Here is a 22983-nt window from a genome sequence, read left to right as displayed (position 1 = left end):
CTACTGGGTGACGTGGATCGGCGCGGCGACATTCGCTGTACGCCACGGATTACGACTGCCGTACCTGGCGGAACTCGCCGCTCAGATCACGGCGGAAGCGCAGCCGACCAACACCGACTACCTGGTGGGCGACACCGTCCCGATCGTGCAGGACGGCGTCGGCGACGACGGCGTCCATCACCTGGTCGGCAACGTCCAGGTGTGGTGCGGTGACGGCCCCGATCTCGGTATCGGGCCGGCGGCGATGTGGCTGGCGGGCGCTGCCTGGAACACCCCGTCCACGCCGCAGGAGGTGCTGCGGCGTCGCCACCGGCAGCTCATGGGCAGTTCCCGTGGCGTCGGCATCCGCCTTGTCCACGACGCCTCAGGTCCGCGTCGGCCCGCTTCACCCCGTCAGATCACGGCAGTACTACGTGCGTGGATGGACGGTCTGGCCCAGCGGGAGCGGCCCCTGCCCGTTCTGGATGGCCGTATCGTCAGCGCTCTTGACGTGCTCGGCTCACAGCCCGATGTTGGACTTGGCGCCCATGTAAGAGCCGGCTTCGGGGAATCCGGCCTGGGCGAGCTCGGTGAAGCGGCGGCTGAAGCCCAGCGACGGCAGGTCGCCGAAGGGCACGAAACGCACGCCCCGGATTGGTTTGGTGTCCGCGCCGTCGTCGATCGCGCCGAGGCTGCCGCCGGTCCGCGTCGCCTCGAAGGTGATGTGGACAACGTGGGTCTCGCCGCCAGGCAGGTGGTCGCACAGGTACAGCAGCCGGCCGACGTTCACCTCGACGCCGGTCTCCTCCCGCATCTCCCGCGCCAGCGCCTCGTTGAGAGACTCGCCGTGCTCGACCTTCCCGCCGGGCAGCGACCAGGAGCGGCCGGTGTCAGTGTCCTGGTCCAGCAGCAGAATCCGCTCGTCCTCGATCAGGACGCCGGTGACGCGTACTTTCGGCACTCCGGCAACGTACCGCGACCGGCTGTGGCGGAGTCAGCCAATCGCCGGACACGTGTCGTGGTAGCCGCCGGAGGGCTGGGAACGAGGGTCTCCTCCTGGGCGCGCTACCTGCCCAAGGAGTGGCTTCCTGTCGCCGGGCGGCCGGGCATCGTGCATGTTCTGCGGGAGATCGCTGAGATCGGTCCGGCGCGCGTCGTTGTGGTCTACCACCCGTACTACGAGCAGTTCGTGTCGTGGGCCCGTCGGGCACTGGAACCGGATGGGCTCACCGCCTACAGGCGTGCGGTCGGTAATCCGGTTGCGGTCGATGTGTCGCCGCAGGGGCTGGTGATCGACTGGGTGCCACAGCAGGGCTGTTACGCCGATCTCACCTCGCTGCTCAACGGCGCCGAACACCTCGCCGGCCATTCCGACACCGCCGGAGACGACGCAACGTACGTGGTGTTCGGCGACAACCTCTACCCCTCGTGCAATGTCCTGACTGCGTTGCAGCGGGCGCCCGAGGGTGTGGCGGTGCTCGCCCGCGACTATGAGCCCGGGCTGGCAGAGCGGCGCGGCGTTATCGTCACCGCACCTGGCCCGCAGGGTGCTCCACGCATGATCGATCTGGTGGAGAAGCCCGGCCCGGCCGCCGCGCGGAAGCTACAGGCACGCCATGGGACGGCAAGCCTGATGCTTCTCGAAGGCCGGGCACGCCTCGACGATGCCTTCATCGCCTTCGCCCGTGACCGACACGCGGGCGCCCGGCCCGGCACGGAGCCGAAGCTCGCCCTCGCACTGGGCGCCTACGCCCGCACCCGACCTGTGTGGGTCGTGCGCACCGGCTCCGACGTCATCGATCTCGGCGCGCCAGACGTACAGCACAACACCTGAAACGACTGGCCCCACGCCACAGGAGGTGATCGTCACCATCTCGCCGGCGCCGTCCCGGCCTCCGGCCTGACCGGACACTCCCCACCCATGCGAGAGGACCATCGTGAAGCGACTGATCGTCGACACCCACGCCAGCTCTTGCTACTTCCGCACCTCGGTCCCAGGAGACCAGCGCAAAGCGCTCGTGCAGATCACCGAACGGTGCAACCTGCACTGCGCGCACTGCTTCGTCTCCTCCGGTAACTGGGGCGACCACATGCGGCTGCGAGACCTGACCGAGACGGTGCTCCCGCGGCTGCGTCGCGCCCGCGTCGAGCGGCTGACCCTCACCGGCGGCGAGCCGTTCGTGCACCCGGACATCATGGCCATCTGCCGGGCGGTCTCCGACATGGGGATGCCGCTGGGTATCTGCACCAATGCCACCCAGACCAGCCCCGAGCAGATCGCCGTGCTCGCCGGTCTCGGCAACGTGCACATCAACGTGTCGTTCGACGGGTTCCGGCGCGAGAGCCACGGCAAGTTCCGCGGCAACACCGCCTCGTTCGACACCACGCTGGCCACCACCCGCGCGTTCGCCGAAGCGGGCCTGCTGCAGGGGTTGCTGTCGACGCCGAACGCACTCACCGACGTCGAGGAGTTCGCCGCGCTGTGCTCCTTCGCCGTCGAGGTCGGCGCCCAGTACGTGCTGATGAACCCCCTGTCGTCGTTCGGCCGCGGCGTGAAGAGCCAGGGCCGGCTCGCCGCCGACGCAGGCAAGATGCGCGCCATCCGCGACGTCACCGAACGGTTTCGCGACCAGGGGATCGACGTGGTGCACATCCGTTTCCCCAACGACAGCAAGCCGCTGGCCGGGTGCGATGCCGGAAAGCTCATTTACGTGTTCGCCGACGGTCAGACGGCCATCTGCCCGTATCTCGTGTTCGCCGCCCGCACTCCGCAGTCCAAGCACACCGACGCGGAATTCCTCGTCGGCAACATCCTGCGGGAGGAGGTCGCGCCCGCGCTCGACGCCTTCGACCTGGCCGGCCGGCTGCGCATGGGGGACAACGCCACCTGCTCGCCGTGTTCGTTGAACAGCTCTTGCGGCAAGGGCTGCCCGGCCGCGGTCGTCGCACGCGGGCAGCGCATCGGCGAAGTGGACGCCGAGCAGTGCCCGATCGCCGACCGTCCGTTGCTGCAGATCACCACCCCCCGGTGAACGGCCTGTTCCTGGCCGTGGAAGGCCCGAACGGCGTCGGCAAGACCACGACGGTGACCCGGCTGGCCGAGCTGCTGCGCCAGCGCGGCCACACCGTCCACGTCACCACCGAACCATCCGACACCCCGTTGGGACGGCTCATCCGCTCCAGCGAAACAGCGCTGACCGGGCGCGCGATGGCGCTGGCGGTGGCTGCCGACCGCTACGCCCACATCGACACCGAGATCAACCCCGCGCTCGCCGACGGCAAGATCGTCATCAGCGACCGCTACGTGCAGTCGTCCCTCGTCCTCCAACGCCTGGACGAACTGCCCTTGAAAGAGATTTGGCAGTACAACGCTCATGTGCCACCCACGTCTCTATCCTGCTACCTACGCCACAGCGCTCACGTCATCCAGCAACGGCTCGATCAGCGGCAGCACCATTCACGTCTGGAGCGCGCCGGCTCTCCCGCCCGGGAAGCCGCCCTCTACGAGGACGCGTACGTCTTCCTGGCGGCGCGCGGCTGGTGCCAGGTGTGGATCGACTGCCGCGAGCTGGATGTGGACGGCGTTGCGGCACGGCTGCTCCAGCACATGGAACGGCTGAGAACCAGATAAAGGAGCGTCAACGGTGGTCGCAGCATTGACGATCAACATCGGAGCGGCGTCCATCGAGCGTGCCCGACTGCTGGTGCGCTGGCTCGCCGCCCGCGAGGAGGACGTGTTCCTGCTCACCGAGACCAGCGCCGGGACCGGCACCGCGCACCTGCTGGAGCAGTTCCGCCGCGCCGGCTACACGATCGTCAAGACCGCCGACGTCGACGGCGAGCGGGGAGCGGCACTCGTCTCCCGCATCCCGCTCGCCGGTCCTCCGCTCCTGCTCGACCCGATCAGCATCCCGGGCCGCGCCGCTGCCGCGCCGCTCGACACTATCCCCCGCACCTGGTTCGCCAGCGTGTACGTGCCCAGCCGCGACCGCAGCGCCGACAAGACCACCCGCAAGGAGATGTTCATCAGCAGCCTGCTCAAAGTCCTCGCCGGACTACCTGGCCAGCAGCGCGACCACCTGATCATCGGCGGCGACTACAACGTCATCACCGCGGACCACCGGCCGCTGCACCCGGGTTTCCTGCCGTTCGAGTTCGCGCTGCTCGACGAGCTGCGCGCGTACGGCTTCATCGACGCATTCGAGCACTGCCGGCCCGGAGTGCAGGAATACAGCTGGATCGGCCGCACCGGCGCAGGCTACCGCTATGACTACTTCCACGTCGGTAGGGCGCTCGCCGACCGCATCTCCGGTTGCGCCTACCTCCACGAAACCCGCGAGCAGGGCTTGACCGATCACGCCGCCGTCCAAGTCGACCTCGACCTCGACGCGGCCCGGCTTCCCTGTGACGATCCTTCCGGTCCTGAGACGATCGAGCTGTTCTAGGCCGGCGCCAACGCGGCGCGCACCAGCGAATCGTAGGTGTCCGTCGTCCGCTCCAGGCCCACCCCGAGTGAACGCGCCAGCACGTCCAGCTCCCGCTGCACCTCGATGCCGGCTACCTCACCCGCCACCGTCCGCTCGAACTCGACGAACACGCCCGCGTGCTCGACCTCGTCCACGCAGACGGTCACCTCGTCCAGCCGCGCGCTCCGTCTCGACTTCACGATGCGCACCGTGGGGTGGAAACCCATCGCGACGATCGCGTCATGCATCTGCTCGCGATCCGCGATCTCGGTCTCGTGCTCCAGACACGCCATCGCGTTGTCCAGCGGCTTCTTCAACGTGAACAGGTGCCGGCCCTGCTGCGTCCGCAGCCGCAAGAAGGTCACGCCGATCTTCGACTGGCCGTAGTTCCAGCCGCTCTGGGCGTAAGCCTGATCATCCTGATGGACCGGGGCTGAGAGTATCGCTCCACGCGCGGTCAGCGCCTTTTCCAGCGCCGCGGAGTCATCCACCAGATACTTGACCTCGATCTCCCTCAACCCACCTGCCACGCCAGTCTCCCGTCCGTCGCGAACCACAGAGCCTAGCGAGACGCACTGTGGCGCATGGGGTTTCCCGGTTCTTCACGGGCAAGCATTGTTGGGACGTGGTCGACGCTCGGGGGTGCAGGGGGCCGGAGGCCCCTTGCCAAGGGGGTGTGGGGGAGCTCGGCTCCCCCACACAACACAGTCCGAGTCGAGTCGCGCGAAGCGCGCCCCTTCGAGGGCCTTGCCTTTGAGCTCAGGCCCTAGGAAGCGTCAGGCGAACAGGGCGCGGCCCCAGTAGTCGCCCGCGTCGCGCACCCCCGGCGGGCAGGCGAACAGCCCGCTCGACACGTGCTTGATGTACTCGTTCAGCGCGTCGTGCTTGGCCAGGTTCGTCTGCACCGGGACGAACGCGGTGCGCGGGTCGCGCTGGTAGGCGATGAAGAACAGGCCCGCGTCGAGACGTCCGAGGCCGTCGGAGCCGTCCACGTAGTTGTAGCCGCGCCGCAGCAGGTGGGCGTTGCCGTTGTGGCTCGGGTGGGCGAGCCGGACGTGGGCGTCGGCCTTGATGTACGGCTGGCCGTCGGGCCCCGTGGCGTTGAAGTCGGGCGTGTCGAACTCGGCCTTCCTGCCCAGCGGCGCGCCCGCCCCCTTGTCGCGGCCGAAGATGGCCTCCTGCTCGGACAGGGAGGTGCGGTCCCACGTCTCGATGGTCATCCGGATCTTGCGCGTCACCATGTACGTGCCGCCGGCCATCCAGTCGTCGCCCGCCGCCCACAGGTGGTCGCGCAGGAGCTGGGCGTCCTCCAGCTTCATGTTGTTGGTGCCGTCCTTGAAGCCCATGAGGTTGCGCGGCGTGGCCTGCGCGCGGGAGGTGGACGAGGTGCGGCCGAAGCCGAGCTGCGACCACTTCACCGACACCTTGCCGAACCCGATGCGGGCGAGGTTGCGGATGGCGTGGACCGCGACCTGCGGGTCGTGGGCGCACGCCTGCACGCAGATGTCGCCGCCGGAGATCTCGGGCACGAGCTGCTCGCCGGGGAACTTCGGCAGGTCGGCCAGCGCGGCCGGCCGCTTGGCCTTCAGCCCGAACCGGTCGTCGAACAGGGACGGCCCGAACCCGATCGTCAGCGTCAGCCCCGAGGCGGGCAGGCCGAGCGCCTCGCCCGTGTCGTCCGGCGCGGCCTCCGGGGAGCCGCCGACCGCCCCGAACGTGCCCGCGTCCTTGCCCTGGGTGAGGCGGGCCGCCGCGGCGGTCCACTCCTGGAGCAGCTCGACCAGTTCGGCCCGCTTGTCGGTGATCACGTCGAAGGCGACGAAGTGCAGCCGGTCCTGGGCCGGGGTGACGATGCCGGCCTGGTGCTCGCCGTAGAAGGGGACGGGGTCGGAGGTGGAGGCGGCCTGCGCCACCGGCTCTTCAAGGAGGGAGCGGGTGGCGACGGCGCCCGCCCCCACGGCCGCCACGCCCGCCGCCCCCAGCCCGAACAGCTTCCTGCGGCTCATCCGCCCGCCGCGCTCCGCCTGGGTCCCGCGGGTCGCCTGGTCGCCGTGCTCGCCCATCGCCACGTCTCCCCGTCCGGTCGTCACTTCGCCACGCCTTTCCGTCCGGCCCGCCTGGTCGTCACTTCGCCACGATCGGGGCGATCTTGCTGATCGGCTCCCCGAGCGCGTTGATGGCGTCCGAGAGCTTCCTCAGCTCCTCCTTGGACAGCTCGTCGTGCAGCTTCCAGCCGTCGCCCTTCCGGTGGACGGCGAGCGCCGCCTCGGCCGCCGCGAACTTCTCGTCGAGCGTCTTGACCAGGTCGGGAGCCCGCTCCTCCAGAACGGGCCGGAGCGCCTGCACGGCCGCCTTGGAGCCTTCGACGTTGGCGGCGAAGTCCCACAGGTCGGTGTGGGACCAGATGTCCTCCTCGCCGGTGATCTTCCCGGTGGCCACCTCGTCGAGCAGCTCCTTGGCGCCGTTGGCGAGGTTGAGCGGGGTCAGCTCGGTCGCGTTGGCCTTGGCCACGATGGTCTTGACGTCGGCGATCAGCTTGTCGGCGATCGGGCCGTCCTTGGCGACGTCCTTCTTGATCCAGAGGTCCTTCTCGATGCGGTGGAAGCCGGTCCACTCCTCGCCCTGGGCGAGGTCGGCCTCGCGGGCGTCGATGGCCGGGTCGAGGTCGCCGAAGATCTCAGCGACCGGCTCGATCCGCTCCCAGTACGTACGCGACACCGGGTAGAGCTCCTTGGCCTTGGCGATGTCGCCGCCCTTGACCGCGTCCACGAACTCCTGCGTCTTGACCAGCAGCGTGTCGCTCTGCGACTTGACGTAGCGCTTGTACTCGGCGGTGGCCGCGGCCAGCTTGGCGTCCTTGGTCAGCGGCTTGTGCTCGCCGGTCACCTTGAGCGGGTTGCGGATGCCCTTGCCCACCATGCCGGGCTTGCAGGCCGTCTCGTACGCGCCGGCGGGCAGCTCGGCGACCACCTCGCGGGTCAGGCCGGGCGCGATGTTCTCCACCTCGGCCATGACCCGGTCACCCGCGGCGAACACGTAGAACTCGGTGACCTTGCTGCCGCCGTTGGTGATCGCGAACGTGCTGGTGCCGGCCGCGACCTCGGTGGCGGCCACCTTGCACTCGGTGTCGGACGCGGCCACCGTGATCTTGCCGGGCTTGCCCGGCGCGGCGGCGCCGGTCGTGGCCTGCTCCCCGGACCCGCAGGCCGCCAGGCAGAGCAGGGCCAGCACGCCGGCGGCCGGCCCCAGGGCGTAGCGGGCGCGGGGGGTGCTGATGCGCATGGTGTTCCTCATCGGACTGCGACTCTCCGGGCTGTGTTCGATCGGGCGGTGTTCGGTCGGGACCAAGGTCGGGCTGGCGGGGTCAGGCGGAGGGCCGGGCGGCGGGGGAGGTGGACGCCGGCGTGGGCGTTGACCGGGCGCGCTGCGGACGGAGGAACAGGAAGAGCGTGGGAACAACGTAGAGCAGCCAGGCCACGGCTTCGAGGACGCTGGGCTGCGGCGTGAGGTTGAGCGTGCCGGCCAGCAGCTGCCCGTACCAGGAGTCGGCCGGGACCACCGCGCTGACGTCGAAGGCGTACGTCGTGAGGCCGGGCAGCACGCCGGCCTCCTGCAGGTCGTGGACGCCGTACTTGAAGATGCCGGCCGCGACGAGGATGAGCAGCAGCCCCGTCCAGGTGAAGAACTTGGTGAGGTTGATCCGCAGGGCGCTCCTGTACAGGCCCCAGCCGATCAGCACGGAGGTGAGCAGGCCCAGGGTGATGCCGATCAGCGGCTCGGGGGTGGTGGTGGCGCCCTGCACCGAGGCGAAGAACAGCAGCGCCGTCTCCAGGCCCTCGCGGGCGACAGCCAGGAACGCCATGACGACGACCGCCAGGGAGCCCATCTGGAGGGCGTCGGTGAGCTTGCCGCGCAGCTCGCCGGAGAGCGCGCGGGCGGCCCGGCGCATCCAGAAGATCATCCAGGTCACGAACACGACGGCCAGGAGCGACGTGATCGCGTCGAAGAGCTCCTGCCCGGTGTGGCCGAGGTGGGCGGCGGTGAAGGTGAGCAGCGCCCCGAAGCCCACGGACAGCGCGACCGCGGCCGCGATGCCGGCCCACACATAAGGGAGCCCGTCCTTGCGGTCGCTCTTCACGAGGAACGCGATGAGGACCGAGACGACGAGGGTCGCCTCCAGTCCTTCACGCAGTCCGATCAGGTAGCTGGCGAACACGGTCACTCCCGCAGCGGCGTAGGAAAGGCTTACCTAAATTAGGGCAGGTGGAGCCTACCTAATGCAAGCGGCTGCTCCGACGCCCCCCTCGGCATGACGTCCTGCCGCAGGTCAACGTCATGGACGCGACCCAGGCGAACGTCTATGGTGGCCTATTTCACCGCGTCCAACCGGTAAAGGACGGTGCGCGCGTTGCCCCTGGGACCGGCCGGACGGGGAAGGTTGCCCCAAGAGTCCGTACGGGGGGATCGCGATGGACGGTCAGACGGGTGACGTCTTCGGTGTGCGGGTGGCGGGGCTGCCGTCCGACGGGCTGGAGGAGTTGCGGTTCACGCGCACCTGGGCGCTGGTGGACGAGATCCTCGCGGAGGAGCGCGGAGAGGAACCCCGTGAGGGGCAGGACGACGAGGACGACGAGGACGACGGCCGCGCGTTCGGGCGGGACCCGTACGGCGCCCCCGTCCTCGACGCGGACGACGGCGAGGAGGGCGGCGGCTGGGCCGACGAGGCGCCGGGGGCGCTGTCCGAGGCGCTGACCGCCGAGCTGGCCGACCGCGCCGACGCCCTGCGCTCGGTGGCCGGCGACGACGCGTTCCTGCGCGGCCTGGCCTGCTCCTGTCCCCGGCTGTCGGCCACCCTGGAGGGCTGGCTGGCCCGGCCGGGCGCGGTGCCGAAACGGCCCCGGCTGTCCCGGCTGGCCAGGAACGTCGCCCGCACGGCGGCCACGGCGAGCCCGCACGCCGCGTTCACGATCAGCGGGCTGGGCCGGTGGGAGGACGCGGGACCGGCCGTGACCCCGGCCGACGAGCTGCGCTGGAGCGCCGTGCCGGAGGTGGACCTCGCGACGGTGCGGCGCGTCTGGGCCGCGCTGGCCGACCGGCCGGGGCTGCGCGAGGCGGTGCGGGTGCGCGTCAACCCGAGCCTGTGGCAGGAGGACGGCAGGCTGTGGTTCCTCGGGGCCGCGCCCGGCGCCGAGCCGATGGAGGAGGGCCGGCCGTTCCGCGAGCCGCGGGAGGCGGCGGAGCCCGTCGCGATCCTGGCCGAGCCCGCCGTGGCCGGCGCCCTGGCCTGGGTGCGGGCCACGCCGGAGCCGACCGTGGGCGCCCTGGAGCGCGCCGTCGCCGAGCCTCGCGTGGTCAGGCGGCTGCTGGCCCTGGGGCTCGTGGAGCGGGTGCGGCCGTTCGCCGACCAGGCGCTGGACCCGCTGGCCGACCTCGCCGCCTGGGTGGAGGAGGTCCTGCCGGGCGACTCGCCGGACCGGCCCTGGCTGCCCACCGCGTTGCGCGAGGCGGTCCAGGCCACGTACGGCGAGCGCATCAGGCCGGTGGCCGGCTGGCTGCTCACCCGGCTCGGCGACACGGCGGGGCTCGGCGAGCGGAGCGTCCGCGTGGAGACGGCCGTCTCGACGGCGCCGCCCGCCGTGTGCGGGCGGGGCGCCTGGCAGCCCGTGCTGCGCGACCTGGACGCGGTGCGCCGCCTGGCCGCCGTGCTGGACCCGGACCTGGCGGTCAGGCTCACGGCCGCCGAGCACTTCGTGGAGCGCCACGGCGCGGACGCCTCGGTGCCGTTCCTGGCCTTCTACCGTGACGCGCCGGCCGCGTGCGCGGACCTGCGGGCGCTGCTCGACCGCGCCGGGCCCGCCGCCGGATCGACGGCGCGCCGGGTCACCCGGCTGCGCCGGGAGACCTGGGACGCGCTGTTCGCCTCGCCGCCGGACGAGCGGGGCGTGCTGGTGGCCGATCCGGACATCGTGGACAAGATGGCGGTGTCCTGGCCCGCGTACGTCCAGCCGCCCGGCTCCGTCACCTGCTACGGCCACCTGACGGCGGGCCACGAGTTCGTGCTCAACGCGCTCACCGCCGGGTACGGCCGGGGCGCCGGCAGGACCCGTCACCTGATCTCCCGCGCCGGCGTGAGCGTGCCGGACGGCCCGCGGCGGCCGGTGGCCGAGTGCCTGGGCAGCTTCGGCAACCACCTGAACCTGCGTCCCGCCTCCGGCGTGGCCGTGGACTACCCGTTCACCGTGGCGGAGGGCGCGGAGCTGTCGCTGACGGACCTGCGCGTCTCGTACGACCCGGCCACGCTGCTGCTGGCGCTGACCGGCCCGGACGGCGAGCCGGTGCGCCCGGCCCACCTCGGCGCGTCGGCGCCGCGCGCGCTGCCGCCGGCCTGGTCGTTCCTGCTGCGGGTCTTCGGCGAGCCGGTCGGGCTCGCGGCGGCGCCGTGGCGCTCGGCCGCGGCCGTGGACGAGGTGCAGGCCCGGCCCCGCCTCCGGCTCGGCCGGGTGGTGCTGGCGCGGGCCGGCTGGCGGATGCCGGTCGGGGAGCTGCCGGTGCCGTACGACGGGGAGAGCGACGCGGCGTACGTGCTGAGGACGGCGCGCTGGCTGGAGCGGCACGGGATACCGCGGCGGTTCTTCGTGCGCTTCGCCTCGGGGCGGCGGGCCGCCCGCAGGCCGTTCTACGTGGATGTGACCGACCACTTCCTGCTGCTGGCGATGGCCCACGCGGCGGCCGGCAAGGACGGGAACGTGGTGCTGGAGGAGGCGCTGCCCGACCCGGCGGACGCCCCGGTCTACGGCGCGCACGGCCGTCGGGTCACGGAGTACGCGCTGGACGTGTCGGGCTGAGGTCGGCCGCGACGGCACCGAGGCTGAGGTCCGTCATGGACGTCACGGAGTACGCGCCGGGCGGCCCGGCCTGACGTCCGCCAGGGACGGCACGTCGCGCATCGTGCGCAGGAACACCGCCCCGAGGAGTGCCCCGGCCAGCAGCGGGGCGCCGTGGTTGTCGCCCAGGGCGGCGAGCGCGGCGCCGCCCGCGAGCAGCGCGCCCGCCGCGATCCGCGGAGGGACCGGAAGCCCGGCGCGCCCGCTCAGTGCCCACGCCGCCAGGCCGCCGGCCAGCCCGGCGACGGCCACCGAGCTGCCCGCGCTGTAGTCGCTCATCACGTAACTGAAGGCGTTGCCGGCCAGGCCGCCCGCCAGGTACAGGGCGGCCCAGCGGGCCCGCCCGAACGTCCGCTCCGCGGTGACGCCCACGAGGAGCAGCATCATCCCGTTGAAGATGATCTGGTGCCAGCCCTCCGGGTTGACGAGGACCGGGGTGATCAGGCGCCACCACTCGCCGTCGAAGAAATGGTTCGTCCGGACGAGGGCGTGGGCGAAGCCGGGGACGAGCAGCCCGGCGGCGGTGGTCGCGGCGGTGACGCCGAGGACGGCCCAGGTGAGCAGGGGACGGGCCGCGGGGGCGGTGGGGGATGAGGGGAGGTTCACGGCTACTCCTTCCGGAACGACGATCCTGCCAGGGGGGACGTCATGCGACGGCGGCGGGTTCTTTCAGCGGCTCCGGCCGCCGGTCGGTCTCGCGCAGCCGGGCGGCGCAGACGAGGGCGGCGGTCATGACCGCGGCGGCCACCGCGAACACCACGCCCAGGGACGAGACGAACGCCCCGACCGCCTCCGGGTGGGTGGCGACGCCGGAGATGTCGAGCCCGCCGGTCCTGGCGGCCAGCACGCGGGCCAGCAGCGAGCCGAGGACGGCGGAGCCGACGGCCATGCCGAGGTTCTGGAACCAGCGGATGCCGGTGGTGGCCACGCCGAGGTGGGCGGCCGGCGCCTGCTGCTGGACGAGCATGATGAGCTTGCCGAGGAGCTGGCCGAAGCCGAGCCCGACGAGCATGAGAGCGGCCCGCACCAGCCACAGCGAGGTGTCCGGGCGCAGGAACGCGAGCCAGGCCAGGGCGAGCGCCGTGGCCCCCGTGCCGGCGACGAGGGAGACCCGCACGGAGGCGTCGCGGCCGAGGAAGCCGGAGGCGGTCAGCCCGAGCGCCATGAAGACGAGGTAGCCGGCGGCCCCGGTGGCGGTCACGCCGCGCGCCACCTGGAGGTAGAGCATCAGGTAGACCATGGTGCCGACCATGGCGACGCTGCACAGGGCCTGCACGAGGAAGGCGCCGCGCAGGGCGGCGACGCGGAAGAGGCTCAGCGGCAGGATGGGGTGCGCGGCCGTGGCCTGCCGGCGCAGGAACAGCGCGAGCGACACGATCGCGGCGGCGGCCAGGCCGAGGATCATCGGCGAGGTCCAGGCGTACTCGGTGCCGCCCCAGTCGCAGACCAGCAGCAGGGAGCAGGCGAAGGCGGCCGCGAGCGCGGCGCCCGCGACGTCGACCGAGCCCCTGGCGGCGTGCCGGGGGATACGGACGGCCCACAGGGCCCCGCCGATGATCAGCGCGGTGATCGGCAGGTTGACGAGGAAGGCCAGCCGCCAGTCGCCGTGGTCGGCGAACAGGCCGCCGAGCAGCGGGCCGACCGCGAAGCCGATGCCCGCGACGAGGCCCGCGGTGGCCCCGGGGCCGCTCTTGTCGCCGGGCCGGCGCAGGTGGGCCATCACCACCATGGTCACGCTCATCAGGCCGCCCGCGCCGATGCCCTGCACCGCGCGGAAGGCGATGAGCTGCCCCATGCTCTGCGCGAGCCCGCACAGCAGCGAGCCGAGCGCGAACGTGCCCACCGCGCCGAGGAAGACCTGCTTGACGCCGAGCGCGTCGCACAGCCGGCCGTACAGGGGGAGCACGGAGGTGGCGCCCAGGGCGAACGCGGTGACGAGCCAGGCGACGTGGTCGAGGCCGCCGGCGGGGTCGAGCTCGCGGACGATCGGGACGATCGCCGAGGAGACGATGTTCTGGTCGAGGACTGCCACGACGATCGTGAGCAGGCAGAGCAGCTTGGCCACTCCGAGCTGTTTGTCGGTCATGGCGGGTACTCTAAGAGAAAAATTACACTAAGACAAGTTTTTATCTGGGTGTAGTATTGCCGCCATGGAACTCGGCTTGCGGGAGACGAAGAAGCTGCAGACCCAGCGCGAGATCTGGGAGACGGCGATCCGGATGTTCGTGGAGCGCGACTTCGACGACGTGTCGGTGGCGGAGATCGCCGCGGCGGTCCAGGTGTCGCGGAAGACGGTCTTCAACTACTTCGCGACGAAGGAGGACATCGTCGTCTCGCCGATGGAGGCGCACGTGGAGGACCCCGCCGTCGTGGTGCGCGAGCGCGCCCCGGGCGAGACGGCCGTGGCCGCGCTGCGCCGCGACTACCTCGACCTCCTCGCCCGGCGGGACGCCTCGGTGGGGCTCAGCGACGCGCCGCACGTCCTCGCGGTCATGCGGCTCATCCTGTCCACGCCGACCCTGACGACCAGGGCCTACGCCTTCCACGAGCGCGCCCGTGAGCTGCTGGCCCGTGAGCTGGCCGTCCAGTCGGGGCACGACGACGTGACGGCCCGCGTGGCGGCGGCGCAGATCGTCTCCACCCGCGCCGCCCTGGCCGGCGAGAACCTGCGCCGCCTGCTGGGGGGCGAGTCGTCCGACGCGGTGTACCCCGACGCGGTGGCCGACGCCGAACGCGCCTTCGACCTCCTGGAGCACGGCCTGGGCGACTACTGCGCCCGTACGGAGGGGGCCGCGTGAACCCGGGCCGCACAGCACTCGTGACCGCCGGCCACCTGGCGGACCTGGGCCGGTGGCGCGAGGCGGCCGAGGCCCTGCGCCCGGCGCTGGCCGCGGAGGACACCGCCTACGAGGCGTACTGCCTGCGTGCCCACTGCCTGCTCCACGCCCGGTCCGTGCTGAGCCCCCTGTGGTGGTCGGAGGCCCGCGGCGCCGTGCGGGCCGCGCTCCGCCTCGACCCGCACGGCGCGTGGGCGCATCGCCTGCTGGCCCTGACGCACCTGGACGACGGCCGCAAGGCCGCCGCGCTGCGGGAGGCCGTGGAGGCGGTCAGGCTGGACCCCGAGGACGCGCGGTCGCTGCACCTGCTGGCGCGCTGCCAGCTCGCGTGCTTCAAGGTCGACGAGGCGCTGCGCACGGCCGGCTCGGCGGTCGAGGCGGACCCGGAGGACCCGTCCGCCTACCTCACGCTCGCCGAGGTGGCCCGGGCCAGGAACGAGTGGGCGGACGCGGAGCGCGCCTACCGCGACGGGCTCCGGCTCGACCCCGACCACGAGGGCCTCGCCCTGGGCCTCGGCCAGCTGCTGTTCATGCTGGGCCGCACCCTGGAGTCGGCGGAGGTCTATCTCGGCGCCGCCCGCGTCAGCCCGGAGAACGACGCGCTGCGCAAGGCGTTCAGCGAGATCTGGCTGCACCTGCGCATCATCAGGGACAGGTGGCGGCGCAACCCCCGCTCGACGGCGGCTCCCGCGATCGCGGACCTGGCCGAGGTGGTCGGGCCGGCCCGCTCCGAGCCGATCGACGCCGCGGTGAGGGCGCTGCTCGCCGCCACGTCGGAGTCCCGCGTCACGGTGGAGAAGCTGCTCGGACAGGCCGTCGACGTCTTCGGCTCGGTCGCCGAGCTCATGGGCGCCGACTCGTACGCGGCCCTGGATCCCCGCATCGAGCTGATGCCGTTCGACTACCCGATGCCGCCCGTGCCCGGCCCGCCGGCCGATGATAAGTGGGACGTCCTCGACATGGCGGACGACCCGGTGCGCGGCGACGTCTCCCTCTTCCGGCTCGGGGTCGCGACGCTCGGCTACGAGGGTGAGCTCACGGCCGAGTACGCCGCCGAGTTCGACGCGGTGTCCCAGGGCAGCACGGGCCTGCGCGTGCGGGACGGCGACGACGCCGACTTCCACCGGCTCATGATGGAGATCCACGAGGAGACGACCCGGCTCGCCCTGACCTATCGCGCCTGGGCCGACGCGCTGGAGGCGTTCGCGGCCGCCGTGCGGCTCGCCAAGGAGCAGTCGTCAGGAGCGAGAAGCTGGGCGGCGCACGCGACGCGCCAGCGTGACGGCGCCACCACGGCCGAGCAGGCGCGTGAGTGGGAGGACGAACGCCAGGAGGCGATCCGCTCCGCCCGCGCCGCGGCCGGGCTCCGCGACGCGGCCGAGGCCCGCTGCGTGGAGGCGCTCCGCGCGGCGCTGCCCGGGTGACGCCGCGGGGCCCGGTGACATCGCGGGCCCAGGGGGCGCCGGGGCCCGGCGTCCCCTCAGCGCGCCCCTTCCGCCGCGAGGCTGGCCGACAGCAGGTCGAGCAGCGGCTCCCGCCGGGCGCACCGCTCCAGCAGGAACGAGTCGGCCAGCGCCAGCAGCTCGTCGTCGCCGAGCCCCCGGAACAGCTCGGCGTACTCCGGCAGCAGCGCCTGCGCGAGCAGGATGTGCCTGATGAGGTCGTCGGTCTGGTAGCGGGCGCCCCACGGGTACGGGTCCCAGCCCGGCGCCTCCTCCTCCAGGAGCCGGTGCAGCGGCGCCAGCTCGGCGGCCGTCTCCTCCATGGTCGAGCCCCACCGGTCGACGCCGAGCCGCCGCTTCTTGGCGATGAACGCGCCGAACCGCTCCAGGTACGGCCCGCGGGCGCAGACCAGGCCCTGCAGGCCCACGTCCTTGTACGTCCACAGCGACCAGCCGGCCCCGTACGCGTCGTAGATCTCCAGCTGGTCGCGCAGGATCTGGTAGCGCTGCCCGTCGACGTCCGGGTCGCCGGTGTAGACGGGCCCGAACTCGCCCACCCACAGCGGCGTCCCCGTCTCCCGCTGGAAGCGCGAGCGCCGCTCGAAGGTGCGCTCCAGCGCGTCGCGGTCGCACCACTCGCCGCGCGTGTAGCCGGGGTACGGCCCGCCGTGGGCGAACCCGGCCAGCGCGTAGTCGTGGCAGACGAACACCGTGTTCTCGTACATCTCACGGAAGACCGTGAAGTCCGTGGCGTACGTGTTGCCGTCGAGGAACAGCACGTGCCGCGGGTCGGCGGCGCGCAGCGCCTTCACCAGCCGGTCGTAGAACGGGCCGACGACCTTGCCCGACGGGTCGCCCGGCTCGTTGACCGGGTTGTAGCCCGCCACCCACGGGTGGTCGCGGTAGTGGTCGGCGATCGCCTCCCACAGGTGCACGACCCGGTCCTGGAAGTGCCGGTGCCGCCAGAACGCGGCGACGTGCGTGGGGTTGTCGGAGTGCCAGTGCTGGTTCTGCGAGCCGGGCAGGGCGTGCAGGTCGATCACGCTGTACACGCCGTGCGCGCCGAGCAGGTCGATCACCCGGTCCAGGTGCCGGAAGCCGTCCTCGACGACCTCGAACGGCCGGTCGTCCGACTCGAAGTGCCGGTAGTTGACCGGGATGCGCACACAGTTCATGCCCAGCCCCGCCAGCAGCGCCGCGTCGTCCGCGGTGAAGAACGAGCCGAGCAGCCGCTCGAAGAACAGCGCCGCCCGCTCCTCGCCCAGCACCTCGCGCACGGCCAGCCGCATCGACGACTCGTCGCCGGGGTAGCCGGTGATGAAGTTCTCCATGTTGAGCCAGCCCCCGAGGCCCACCCCGCGCAGCCGCACCGGCGTGCCGTCGGAGGTCAGGAGCCGTGTTCCGGACACGTGCAGCATGGTCACCCTTTCGTCGCTCCCGCGGTCAGTCCGCCGATGAGGTGCCGCTCGGCGACGGCGTAGAAGCCCAGCGCCGGCAGCATGGCCAGCACCAGGTAGGCGAGCACCCGCGCGATGTCCGAGGTGTACTGGCCCTGGAACTGCTGGACGCCCAGCGGCAGCGTCCACGCCGCCTCGTCGCTGAAGACCACCAGCGGCAGCATGAAGTTGTTCCAGCTCCCGACGACGGCCAGCACCGAGACGGTGGCCAGCGCCGGGCGGGCCATCGGCAGCAGGATCCGCCAGAAGAACCCGAACGGCGTGCAGCCGTCGATGGTGGCGGCCTCCTCGATCTCGCCGGGGACGCTGCGGAAGAAGCCGCGCAGGATGATGATCGTCAGCGGCAGCCCGAACGCGGCCTGCGTGAGGATCACCCCGAGCGGGTTGTCGAGCAGGCCGAGGGTGCGCAGCATCACGAAGATCGGCAGGATGGCCACCGCGAACGGGAACATCAGCCCCACGGTGAAGACCGTGAACAGCAGCTCACGCCCCCGGAAGGCGAAGCGGGCGAACACGTAGGCCGCCATCGCCGACAGCAGCACCACGATCGCCGTGGTCGCCACCGCGATGAACGTGCTGTTCCAGAGCTGCCGCCAGAACGAACCCGAGCCGAGCACCTGCGTGTAGTTCTCCGTCACCCACGGGTCGGGCAGGCCGAACGGGTTGGTGGAGAGCTGGTCGGTGCTCTTGAAGCCGCCGAGCAGCGCGTACACGATCGGCACGAGGATGAACGCGCCCACGATCCAGGCGACCGCGTGCAGGGGAAGGGTCGTGCGTCTCACCGGTGGTCTCCCATCGACGTCGCCGCGCCCTCCAGGTCGCGGCGCATCACGAACCGCTGGTAGACCAGCGCGAAGACGAGGCTCAGCCCGAACATCACCACGCTGATCGCGCTGGCGTAGCCCACCTGGTTGCGGCCGAAGCCGAACTCCATCATCGTGACCGCCATGGTCTCCGAGGCGTGCGACGGGCCGCCCTCGGTGAGGATCCACACCAGGTCGAAGAGCTGGATCGTGTAGATGACGGACAGGAAGACGCTGATCCGGATCGTGGGGCCGAGCAGCGGCAGCGTGACGTGGCGGAACACCCGCCACGGCGTGGCGCCGTCGATCTGCGCGGCCTCGATCAGCTCCTCGGGGATGTTCTGCCGCCCCGCCAGGTAGATCATCATGTGGAAGCCGAAGTACTTCCACGTCATGACGAGGAACACCGACGGCAGCACGGTGCCCGTGTCGGCCAGCCACGCCGACTCCAACCCGAACGCGCCGAGGAGCTGGTTGGCCAGCCCGGCGTCCGGCGACAGGAGCAGCGAGAACAGCACGCCGGTGATGACCTCCGACAGCACGTACGGCGCGAAGAACACCAGCCGGTAGACGGCCCGCCCGCGCACCCGCCGGTGCAGCAGCATGGCGATGGCCAGCGAAAACGGAAGCTGCACGCCCAGCGACAGCAGGATGATCACGCCCAGGTGCCAGACGTCCTGCCGGAAGACCTCGGTGCCGAAGAGCCGGGTGAAGTTGTCCCAGCCGACGAAGTTCGTCGGCAGGCCGCCGAAGCCGTTCCACTTGAACGCGCTGGCGTACAGCGCGACCGCGATCGGCGCGACGACCAGCAGCAGGAACAGCACCAGGGCCGGCAGCACGAACAGCGTGATGGTCATCCAGGGCCGGCGCCTGCGCCGTGGCGGCCGGGCGCGGGCCGCGGGCGCGGGCGCCTGCCGCCCGCGCGTGAGCGTCGTCATTCGCTCTTGGCCACTTCCGTGACGGCCTCGGCGACCTGCTGCGGCGTCTTGGTGCCCGCGATGAGCTGGGCGACGCTGTCGTTCACCTCCGCGCCGACCGCGGGCGGGTACGCCTGGTCGAGGTAGAGCTGGAAGCCGGTCGCCTTCGCCAGGGACTCCGCGACGACCTTGAGGTTCGGGTCCTTGACGGCGCTCTCCTCGCCCTGGAGCACGGGCAGCACGCCGCCCTTCTCGACGGCCCTGCTGTGGTTGGCCATCTCGTCGAAGAACTTGACGAACTCCACCGCCTCCGGCGGCGCGTCCGCGCCCACGGCCAGGCCGCCGCCACCGCCGAACGCGTCGGTGACCGCGCCCTTGCCGCCGTCGACCGCCGGGAAGGGGAAGAAGCCGAGGTCGTCGCCGAGGCCCTTGCCCGACGACTTCTGCACGGCCGGCGCCCACTGGCCCATCAGCTCCATGGCTGCCTTGCCGTTGGAGACGCTCGCGGACTGCCCGTCGGGGGTGGAGTAGCCGGCGCCGAGGAAGCCCTTCTGGAACGGCTGGAGGTCGGCCAGCGCCTTGAGCTGCTGCCCGGCGGCCACGAAGTCGGGGGTGGTGAAGTTCTTGTCGGTCGCGGCCTGCTGGAGCGCCGGCACGCCGCCGATGCGCATGGCCAGGTAGGCCCAGTAGTAGTGGCCCGGCCACTTCTCCTTGCCGGCCAGCGCGATCGGGGTGGTGCCGGCCGCCTTGAGCTTCTTGACGTCGTCGAGGAGCTCGGCCCAGGTGGCGGGCGGCTGCTGGATGCCGGCCTTGGCGAAGAGCTTCTTGTTGTACCAGAAGCCGACCATGCCGATGTCGGTCGGCAGGCCGTAGGTCTTGCCGTCGAACTGGTAGGCGGCCAGCGACGCCTTGGTGAAGCCGCCGAGGATCGGGGCGACGTCGGCGGAGAGGTCCTTGACCAGGTCCGCGTCGATCTGCTGCTTGAGGACCCCGCCGCCCCACGTGGCGAAGACGTCGGGCGCCTTGCCGGACTGGGTGAGGGTCGTGATCTTCGACTTGTACGCCTCGTTCTCGAGGACGGTGGCCTTGATGGTGACGTTGGGGTGCTTGGCCATGAACTCCTTGGCCCGTTCAGCCATGATCGTCTTCATCGGCTCGGTGGTCGACAGGTGCCACAGCTCGACCGTCACCTTGGCCGGTGAGCCCGCCTGGCTCTGCTTCGGCTCGGTCGCGCCGCCTCCGCCTCCGCCGCCACCGCATCCGGCGACGAGTACGGCCGTCGCGATCAGCAGGAAACCGCGTCCTCCCATAGGGGTTCTCTCCTCAGGCCGAAAGTTTCGTCAGACCCCCCGATAATTTCGCTGACCGGAGCATAGGTAAACGGGCTGTTACGCGTCAATAGCAGCAACAGGAGCGGCGCTCCGCCGAAACTTTCGGTACACTGTGGACCCATGTCAGCGAAGAGACGGGTGACGATCGCCCTGATAGCCGAGGAGGCCGGGGTGTCCATCCCCACGGTCTCCAAGGTCATCAACGGCCGTCCCGAGGTCGCGCCCGCGACCCGCTCCCGCGTCGAGCGGCTGCTCCAGCAGCACGGCTACCAGCGGCGCGCCAGCACCGGCGACACCCCCGCCGGGCTCGTCGACCTCGTCTTCGCCGAGATCGAGTCGCCGTGGGCCATGGAGATCGTCCGGGGCGCCGAGAGCGCCGCCCACGAGGCCGGGGCCAGCCTGGTCATGTCCGTCCTGCACACCCACGCCGGACCCGGCCGCGACTGGATGGAGCGCCTGGCCGGCCGCCGCACCGACGGCGTCGTCATCGTCGCCTCACGCCTGTCTACCGGGGTGCAGGATCAGCTCCGCGCCCGCTCGCTGCCGTTCGTGGTCGTCGATCCCGAGGGGGAGCCGGCGCCCGGCGTCGTCTCGGTCGGCGCCACCAACTGGAACGGCGGCCTGGCCGCCACCCGCCACCTCGTCGAGCTCGGCCACCGCCGCATCGCCATGATCAGCGGTCCCGCCGACATGCTGTGCAGCCAGGCCCGCATCGACGGCTACCGCGCCGCCCTGGAGACCGCCGGCATGCCGGTCGCGCCCGAGCTGATCCGGCGCGGCACCTTCCTCGTCGACTCCGGCCACGACAACGGCCACGCCCTGCTGTCGCTCGACGACCCGCCCACAGCCATCTTCGCGGGCAGCGACCTGCAGGCGTTCGGCGTGTTCGAGGCCGCCCGGCAGCGCGGCCTGCGGGTGCCGGAGGACCTCAGCGTGGTCGGCTTCGACGACCTGCCGCTCGCCCGTTCGGCCTGGCCGCCGCTGACCACCGTCCGCCAGCCGTTGCAGGAGATGGCCGCGCTGGCCACCCGCACGGTGCTCGCGATGGGACGGGGCGAGCTGCCGGAGTCGCGGCGCGTGGAGCTGGCCACGGAGCTGATCGTCCGCGAGAGCACCGCGCCGCTGCGTCCCTGACGCGCCGTACGGGCATCCGGGGTCAACGGTGGGTCAGCGGTGGGTCAGCGGTGGAAGAAGGCGCGCCTGACCTCGGTGGCCTCCACGCCGCCCACGCACCGGTAGAAGCGCGCCCCGGCCGTGAACTGCGCCGCCGACGGCGGCATCACCTCCGGCCGCCACACCCGCCGCCGGCCCTTCGCGGCGGTGTTGCGCGAGGCCAGCAGCACGCGTGACGAGCACACCCGCTTCACCGCGGGGTGCCGGGACAGGTCGCGGTAGTCGTAGCTCATGGAGTCGTCCGGGATCGGCGCCACCGCGTACGTCTCCCAGGAGTGCGTCTCCTCGCAGCCGAGGCGCCGGGCCGTGGTGTCGCCCGCGATGATGACGAGGCCGCCCCAGCACTCGGCCTCCTTCACGCACGCCGCTCCGGCCGCCGCGGCCGCCGCCGGGCAGCCCTCGGTGTAGGTCTCCAGATCGCCGAACGGGCCCTTCTCGGGGCGGCTGGTTCCCGCATCCTGCGGATCGGCGACGGACGAGCGGGCGGGCGGGTCGCCGGCGATGCGGTCGTACACGAGCACGCCGACGCCGGTCGCCGAGGCGATCGCGAGGACGGTCACGAGCGTCAGGATCAGCCGGGAGACGCCGTGCCGGGCCGGCGCCTCGGTGTCGCCCTCCCGGGGATCGCGCCGCCGCCCCGGGCCGCGCCCGTCCGTCTCGGCGGCCGGGAGCGAGGGGTTGGAGAGGTGCGGCGCGGCGGCGAGCGCGGGGCCTGAGGGGTGCGGCGCGGCGGGGGAGGAACGGCTGCCTGAGAGGTGCGGCGCGGCGGGGAACGAAGGTCCCGGGGCTGCGGAGGGGGCGGCGGACGGGGCGTGGGCGGGCGAGGCGGGCCCCAGGGGCACGGCGGCGAGCTCGTCGCGCAGGGCGGCCGCGTCCGGGGTGCGCTCGCGCGGGTCGGAGGCCAGCGCCCGCCGCAGCACCGCCGTCAGCGCCGGCGGCACCCCCGGCAGGTCCGGCACCGGCAGGCGGTGCAGCGCGAGGATCACCGCCAGATGCGGCACGCCGCTCTCCGGGAAGCGCGGCGGGCGTCCCGACATGAGCGCGTAGACGGTCGCCGCGAGCGAGTAGACGTCGGCGGCCGGCGTGGGCTCGGCCAGCTCGAACGCCTCCGGCGGCGCGTAGGCGGGCGTCAGCGACTCGCGGGTGACCGAGCTGTCCGGGACCGAGCTGTCCAGGCCGGGCCCGGAGGGCATCGTGGCCAGCCCGAAGTCGGACAGCGCGACCCGGCCGTACCGGTTGAGCAGGAGGTTGGCCGGCTTGACGTCCCGGTGCAGCACGCCCTGGGCGTGCGCCGCCGCCAGCGCGTCGGCGATCCGGACGCCGACGTCGCGCGCGTCCGCCGGGGCGAGCAGCCGTCCCTTGAGCGACCCGCCGGGGCACAGCTCCAGCACCATGTACGGCCGGCCGTCCGGCAGCAGCCCGGCGTCGTAGACGGGCACCACGTGCGGGTGCCCGGACAGCGCGCCCGCGGCCGTGACCTCGCGCATGAAGCGGCGCCGGTCCCGCTCGGACAGCAGGACGCGGTTGTCGACCTTGAGCGCGACCTCGCGGCCCACCGACGTCTGCTGGGCCCGGTAGACGACGCCGAAGCCGCCCTGCCCGAGCACGCCGCGGATCTCGTACCCGGGGACGGATATTTCCGACACCCGCGGAAGCGTAGCGTGCGGGCCCGGTTTCCCGATCAGGCTCCCGGG

Annotated in this window: 21 protein-coding genes; 8 read left to right on the top strand and 13 right to left on the bottom strand. The window is 72.1% G+C overall.

Annotation, left to right across the window (positions count from 1 at the left end; genetic code table 11):
- Positions 1–49: 49 nt before the first annotated feature.
- Both HD595_RS08365 and HD595_RS08360 read right to left on the bottom strand, forming a co-directional pair.
- Entirely contained in the window at positions 50–358 is a 309-nt protein-coding gene (locus HD595_RS08365; RefSeq protein WP_253767228.1) for a hypothetical protein, read from the bottom strand.
- A gap of 141 nt (positions 359–499) precedes the next feature.
- The gene (locus HD595_RS08360; protein WP_253767226.1) at positions 500–940 is read right to left on the bottom strand and encodes an NUDIX domain-containing protein; all 441 of its coding nucleotides are present in this window, start codon (positions 938–940) and stop codon (positions 500–502) included.
- A gap of 57 nt (positions 941–997) precedes the next feature.
- Here HD595_RS08360 and HD595_RS08355 point away from each other — a divergent pair, with 57 nt between their 5' ends.
- The 4 genes from HD595_RS08355 to HD595_RS08340 all read left to right on the top strand — a co-directional run bounded on the left by HD595_RS08355 (position 998) and on the right by HD595_RS08340 (position 4424).
- Positions 998–1813: a sugar phosphate nucleotidyltransferase gene (locus HD595_RS08355; RefSeq protein WP_253767224.1), complete on the top strand. Its 816-nt coding sequence runs from the start codon at positions 998–1000 to the stop codon at positions 1811–1813.
- A 103-nt stretch (positions 1814–1916) separates the two neighbouring features.
- Positions 1917–3011 (top strand): radical SAM protein, encoded by a 1095-nt coding sequence (locus tag HD595_RS08350; RefSeq protein WP_253767222.1) that lies wholly within the window; start codon positions 1917–1919, stop codon positions 3009–3011.
- A complete protein-coding gene (gene tmk, locus HD595_RS08345) occupies positions 3008–3610 on the top strand; it encodes a dTMP kinase (RefSeq protein WP_253767220.1) in 603 nt (200 codons plus the stop codon). Before HD595_RS08350 ends, tmk begins: the two co-directional genes overlap by 4 nt.
- 13 nt (positions 3611–3623) lie before the next feature.
- Positions 3624–4424 carry an endonuclease/exonuclease/phosphatase family protein gene (locus HD595_RS08340; protein WP_253767217.1) on the top strand — a complete coding sequence of 267 codons (801 nt, stop codon included), beginning with the start codon at positions 3624–3626 and terminating at the stop codon, positions 4422–4424.
- Here the strand turns inward: HD595_RS08340 and cyaB are convergent.
- The 4 genes from cyaB to efeU form a co-directional block, all read right to left on the bottom strand.
- Positions 4421–4975, bottom strand: coding sequence for a class IV adenylate cyclase (gene cyaB, locus HD595_RS08335; RefSeq protein ID WP_308211110.1), 555 nt, complete (start codon positions 4973–4975; stop codon positions 4421–4423). The genes HD595_RS08340 and cyaB overlap by 4 nt on opposite strands.
- 246 nt (positions 4976–5221) lie before the next feature.
- Entirely contained in the window at positions 5222–6535 is a 1314-nt protein-coding gene (gene efeB / locus HD595_RS08330; protein WP_253767215.1) for an iron uptake transporter deferrochelatase/peroxidase subunit, read from the bottom strand.
- A gap of 34 nt (positions 6536–6569) precedes the next feature.
- Positions 6570–7727: an iron uptake system protein EfeO gene (gene efeO / locus HD595_RS08325; protein WP_253767213.1), complete on the bottom strand. Its 1158-nt coding sequence runs from the start codon at positions 7725–7727 to the stop codon at positions 6570–6572.
- Positions 7728–7809: 82 nt separating this feature from the next.
- Positions 7810–8661: an iron uptake transporter permease EfeU gene (gene efeU, locus HD595_RS08320; protein WP_253767210.1), complete on the bottom strand. Its 852-nt coding sequence runs from the start codon at positions 8659–8661 to the stop codon at positions 7810–7812.
- Between the two features lie 253 nt (positions 8662–8914).
- On the opposite strand from efeU, the gene HD595_RS08315 reads away from it, so the two are divergent.
- Positions 8915–11290, top strand: coding sequence for a lantibiotic dehydratase (locus HD595_RS08315; protein WP_253767208.1), 2376 nt, complete (start codon positions 8915–8917; stop codon positions 11288–11290).
- 42 nt (positions 11291–11332) lie between these two features.
- On the opposite strand, the gene HD595_RS08310 is transcribed toward HD595_RS08315, so the two are convergent.
- Together HD595_RS08310 and HD595_RS08305 are read right to left on the bottom strand one after the other, a co-directional pair.
- Positions 11333–11935, bottom strand: a complete 603-nt coding sequence (locus tag HD595_RS08310; RefSeq protein ID WP_253767206.1) for a rhomboid family intramembrane serine protease — start codon at positions 11933–11935, stop codon at positions 11333–11335.
- Positions 11936–11975: 40 nt separating this feature from the next.
- The gene (locus tag HD595_RS08305) at positions 11976–13415 is read right to left on the bottom strand and encodes an MFS transporter (protein WP_253767204.1); all 1440 of its coding nucleotides are present in this window, start codon (positions 13413–13415) and stop codon (positions 11976–11978) included.
- 64 nt (positions 13416–13479) lie between these two features.
- On the opposite strand from HD595_RS08305, the gene HD595_RS08300 reads away from it, so the two are divergent.
- Together HD595_RS08300 and HD595_RS08295 are read left to right on the top strand one after the other, a co-directional pair.
- Positions 13480–14127, top strand: a complete 648-nt coding sequence (locus HD595_RS08300) for a TetR/AcrR family transcriptional regulator (RefSeq protein ID WP_253767202.1) — start codon at positions 13480–13482, stop codon at positions 14125–14127.
- Positions 14124–15590, top strand: a complete 1467-nt coding sequence (locus HD595_RS08295; protein WP_253767200.1) for a tetratricopeptide repeat protein — start codon at positions 14124–14126, stop codon at positions 15588–15590. Before HD595_RS08300 ends, HD595_RS08295 begins: the two co-directional genes overlap by 4 nt.
- A 56-nt stretch (positions 15591–15646) precedes the next feature.
- Here HD595_RS08295 and HD595_RS08290 read toward each other — a convergent pair whose 3' ends face one another.
- The 4 genes from HD595_RS08290 to HD595_RS08275 are packed head-to-tail and all read right to left on the bottom strand — an operon-like array spanning position 15647 to position 20095.
- Positions 15647–17026 (bottom strand): glycoside hydrolase family 5 protein, encoded by a 1380-nt coding sequence (locus HD595_RS08290; protein WP_253781095.1) that lies wholly within the window; start codon positions 17024–17026, stop codon positions 15647–15649.
- 2 nt (positions 17027–17028) lie between these two features.
- Entirely contained in the window at positions 17029–17847 is an 819-nt protein-coding gene (locus HD595_RS08285) for a carbohydrate ABC transporter permease (RefSeq protein ID WP_253767198.1), read from the bottom strand.
- Positions 17844–18806: a carbohydrate ABC transporter permease gene (locus tag HD595_RS08280; RefSeq protein ID WP_253767196.1), complete on the bottom strand. Its 963-nt coding sequence runs from the start codon at positions 18804–18806 to the stop codon at positions 17844–17846. Before HD595_RS08280 ends, HD595_RS08285 begins: the two co-directional genes overlap by 4 nt.
- Positions 18803–20095, bottom strand: a complete 1293-nt coding sequence (locus tag HD595_RS08275; protein ID WP_253767194.1) for an extracellular solute-binding protein — start codon at positions 20093–20095, stop codon at positions 18803–18805. Before HD595_RS08275 ends, HD595_RS08280 begins: the two co-directional genes overlap by 4 nt.
- A 141-nt stretch (positions 20096–20236) precedes the next feature.
- On the opposite strand from HD595_RS08275, the gene HD595_RS08270 reads away from it, so the two are divergent.
- On the top strand, positions 20237–21250 hold the full coding sequence (locus tag HD595_RS08270; protein WP_253767192.1) for a LacI family DNA-binding transcriptional regulator: 1014 nt from the start codon (positions 20237–20239) through the stop codon (positions 21248–21250).
- A gap of 44 nt (positions 21251–21294) precedes the next feature.
- Here HD595_RS08270 and HD595_RS08265 read toward each other — a convergent pair whose 3' ends face one another.
- Positions 21295–22935, bottom strand: a complete 1641-nt coding sequence (locus HD595_RS08265) for a serine/threonine-protein kinase (protein ID WP_253767190.1) — start codon at positions 22933–22935, stop codon at positions 21295–21297.
- Between the last annotated feature and the right edge of the window lie 48 nt (positions 22936–22983).

Source organism: Nonomuraea roseoviolacea subsp. carminata, assembly GCF_024172185.1.
GTDB lineage: Bacteria > Actinomycetota > Actinomycetes > Streptosporangiales > Streptosporangiaceae > Nonomuraea > Nonomuraea roseoviolacea.
This window is presented reverse-complemented; position numbering and strand designations above follow the sequence as displayed.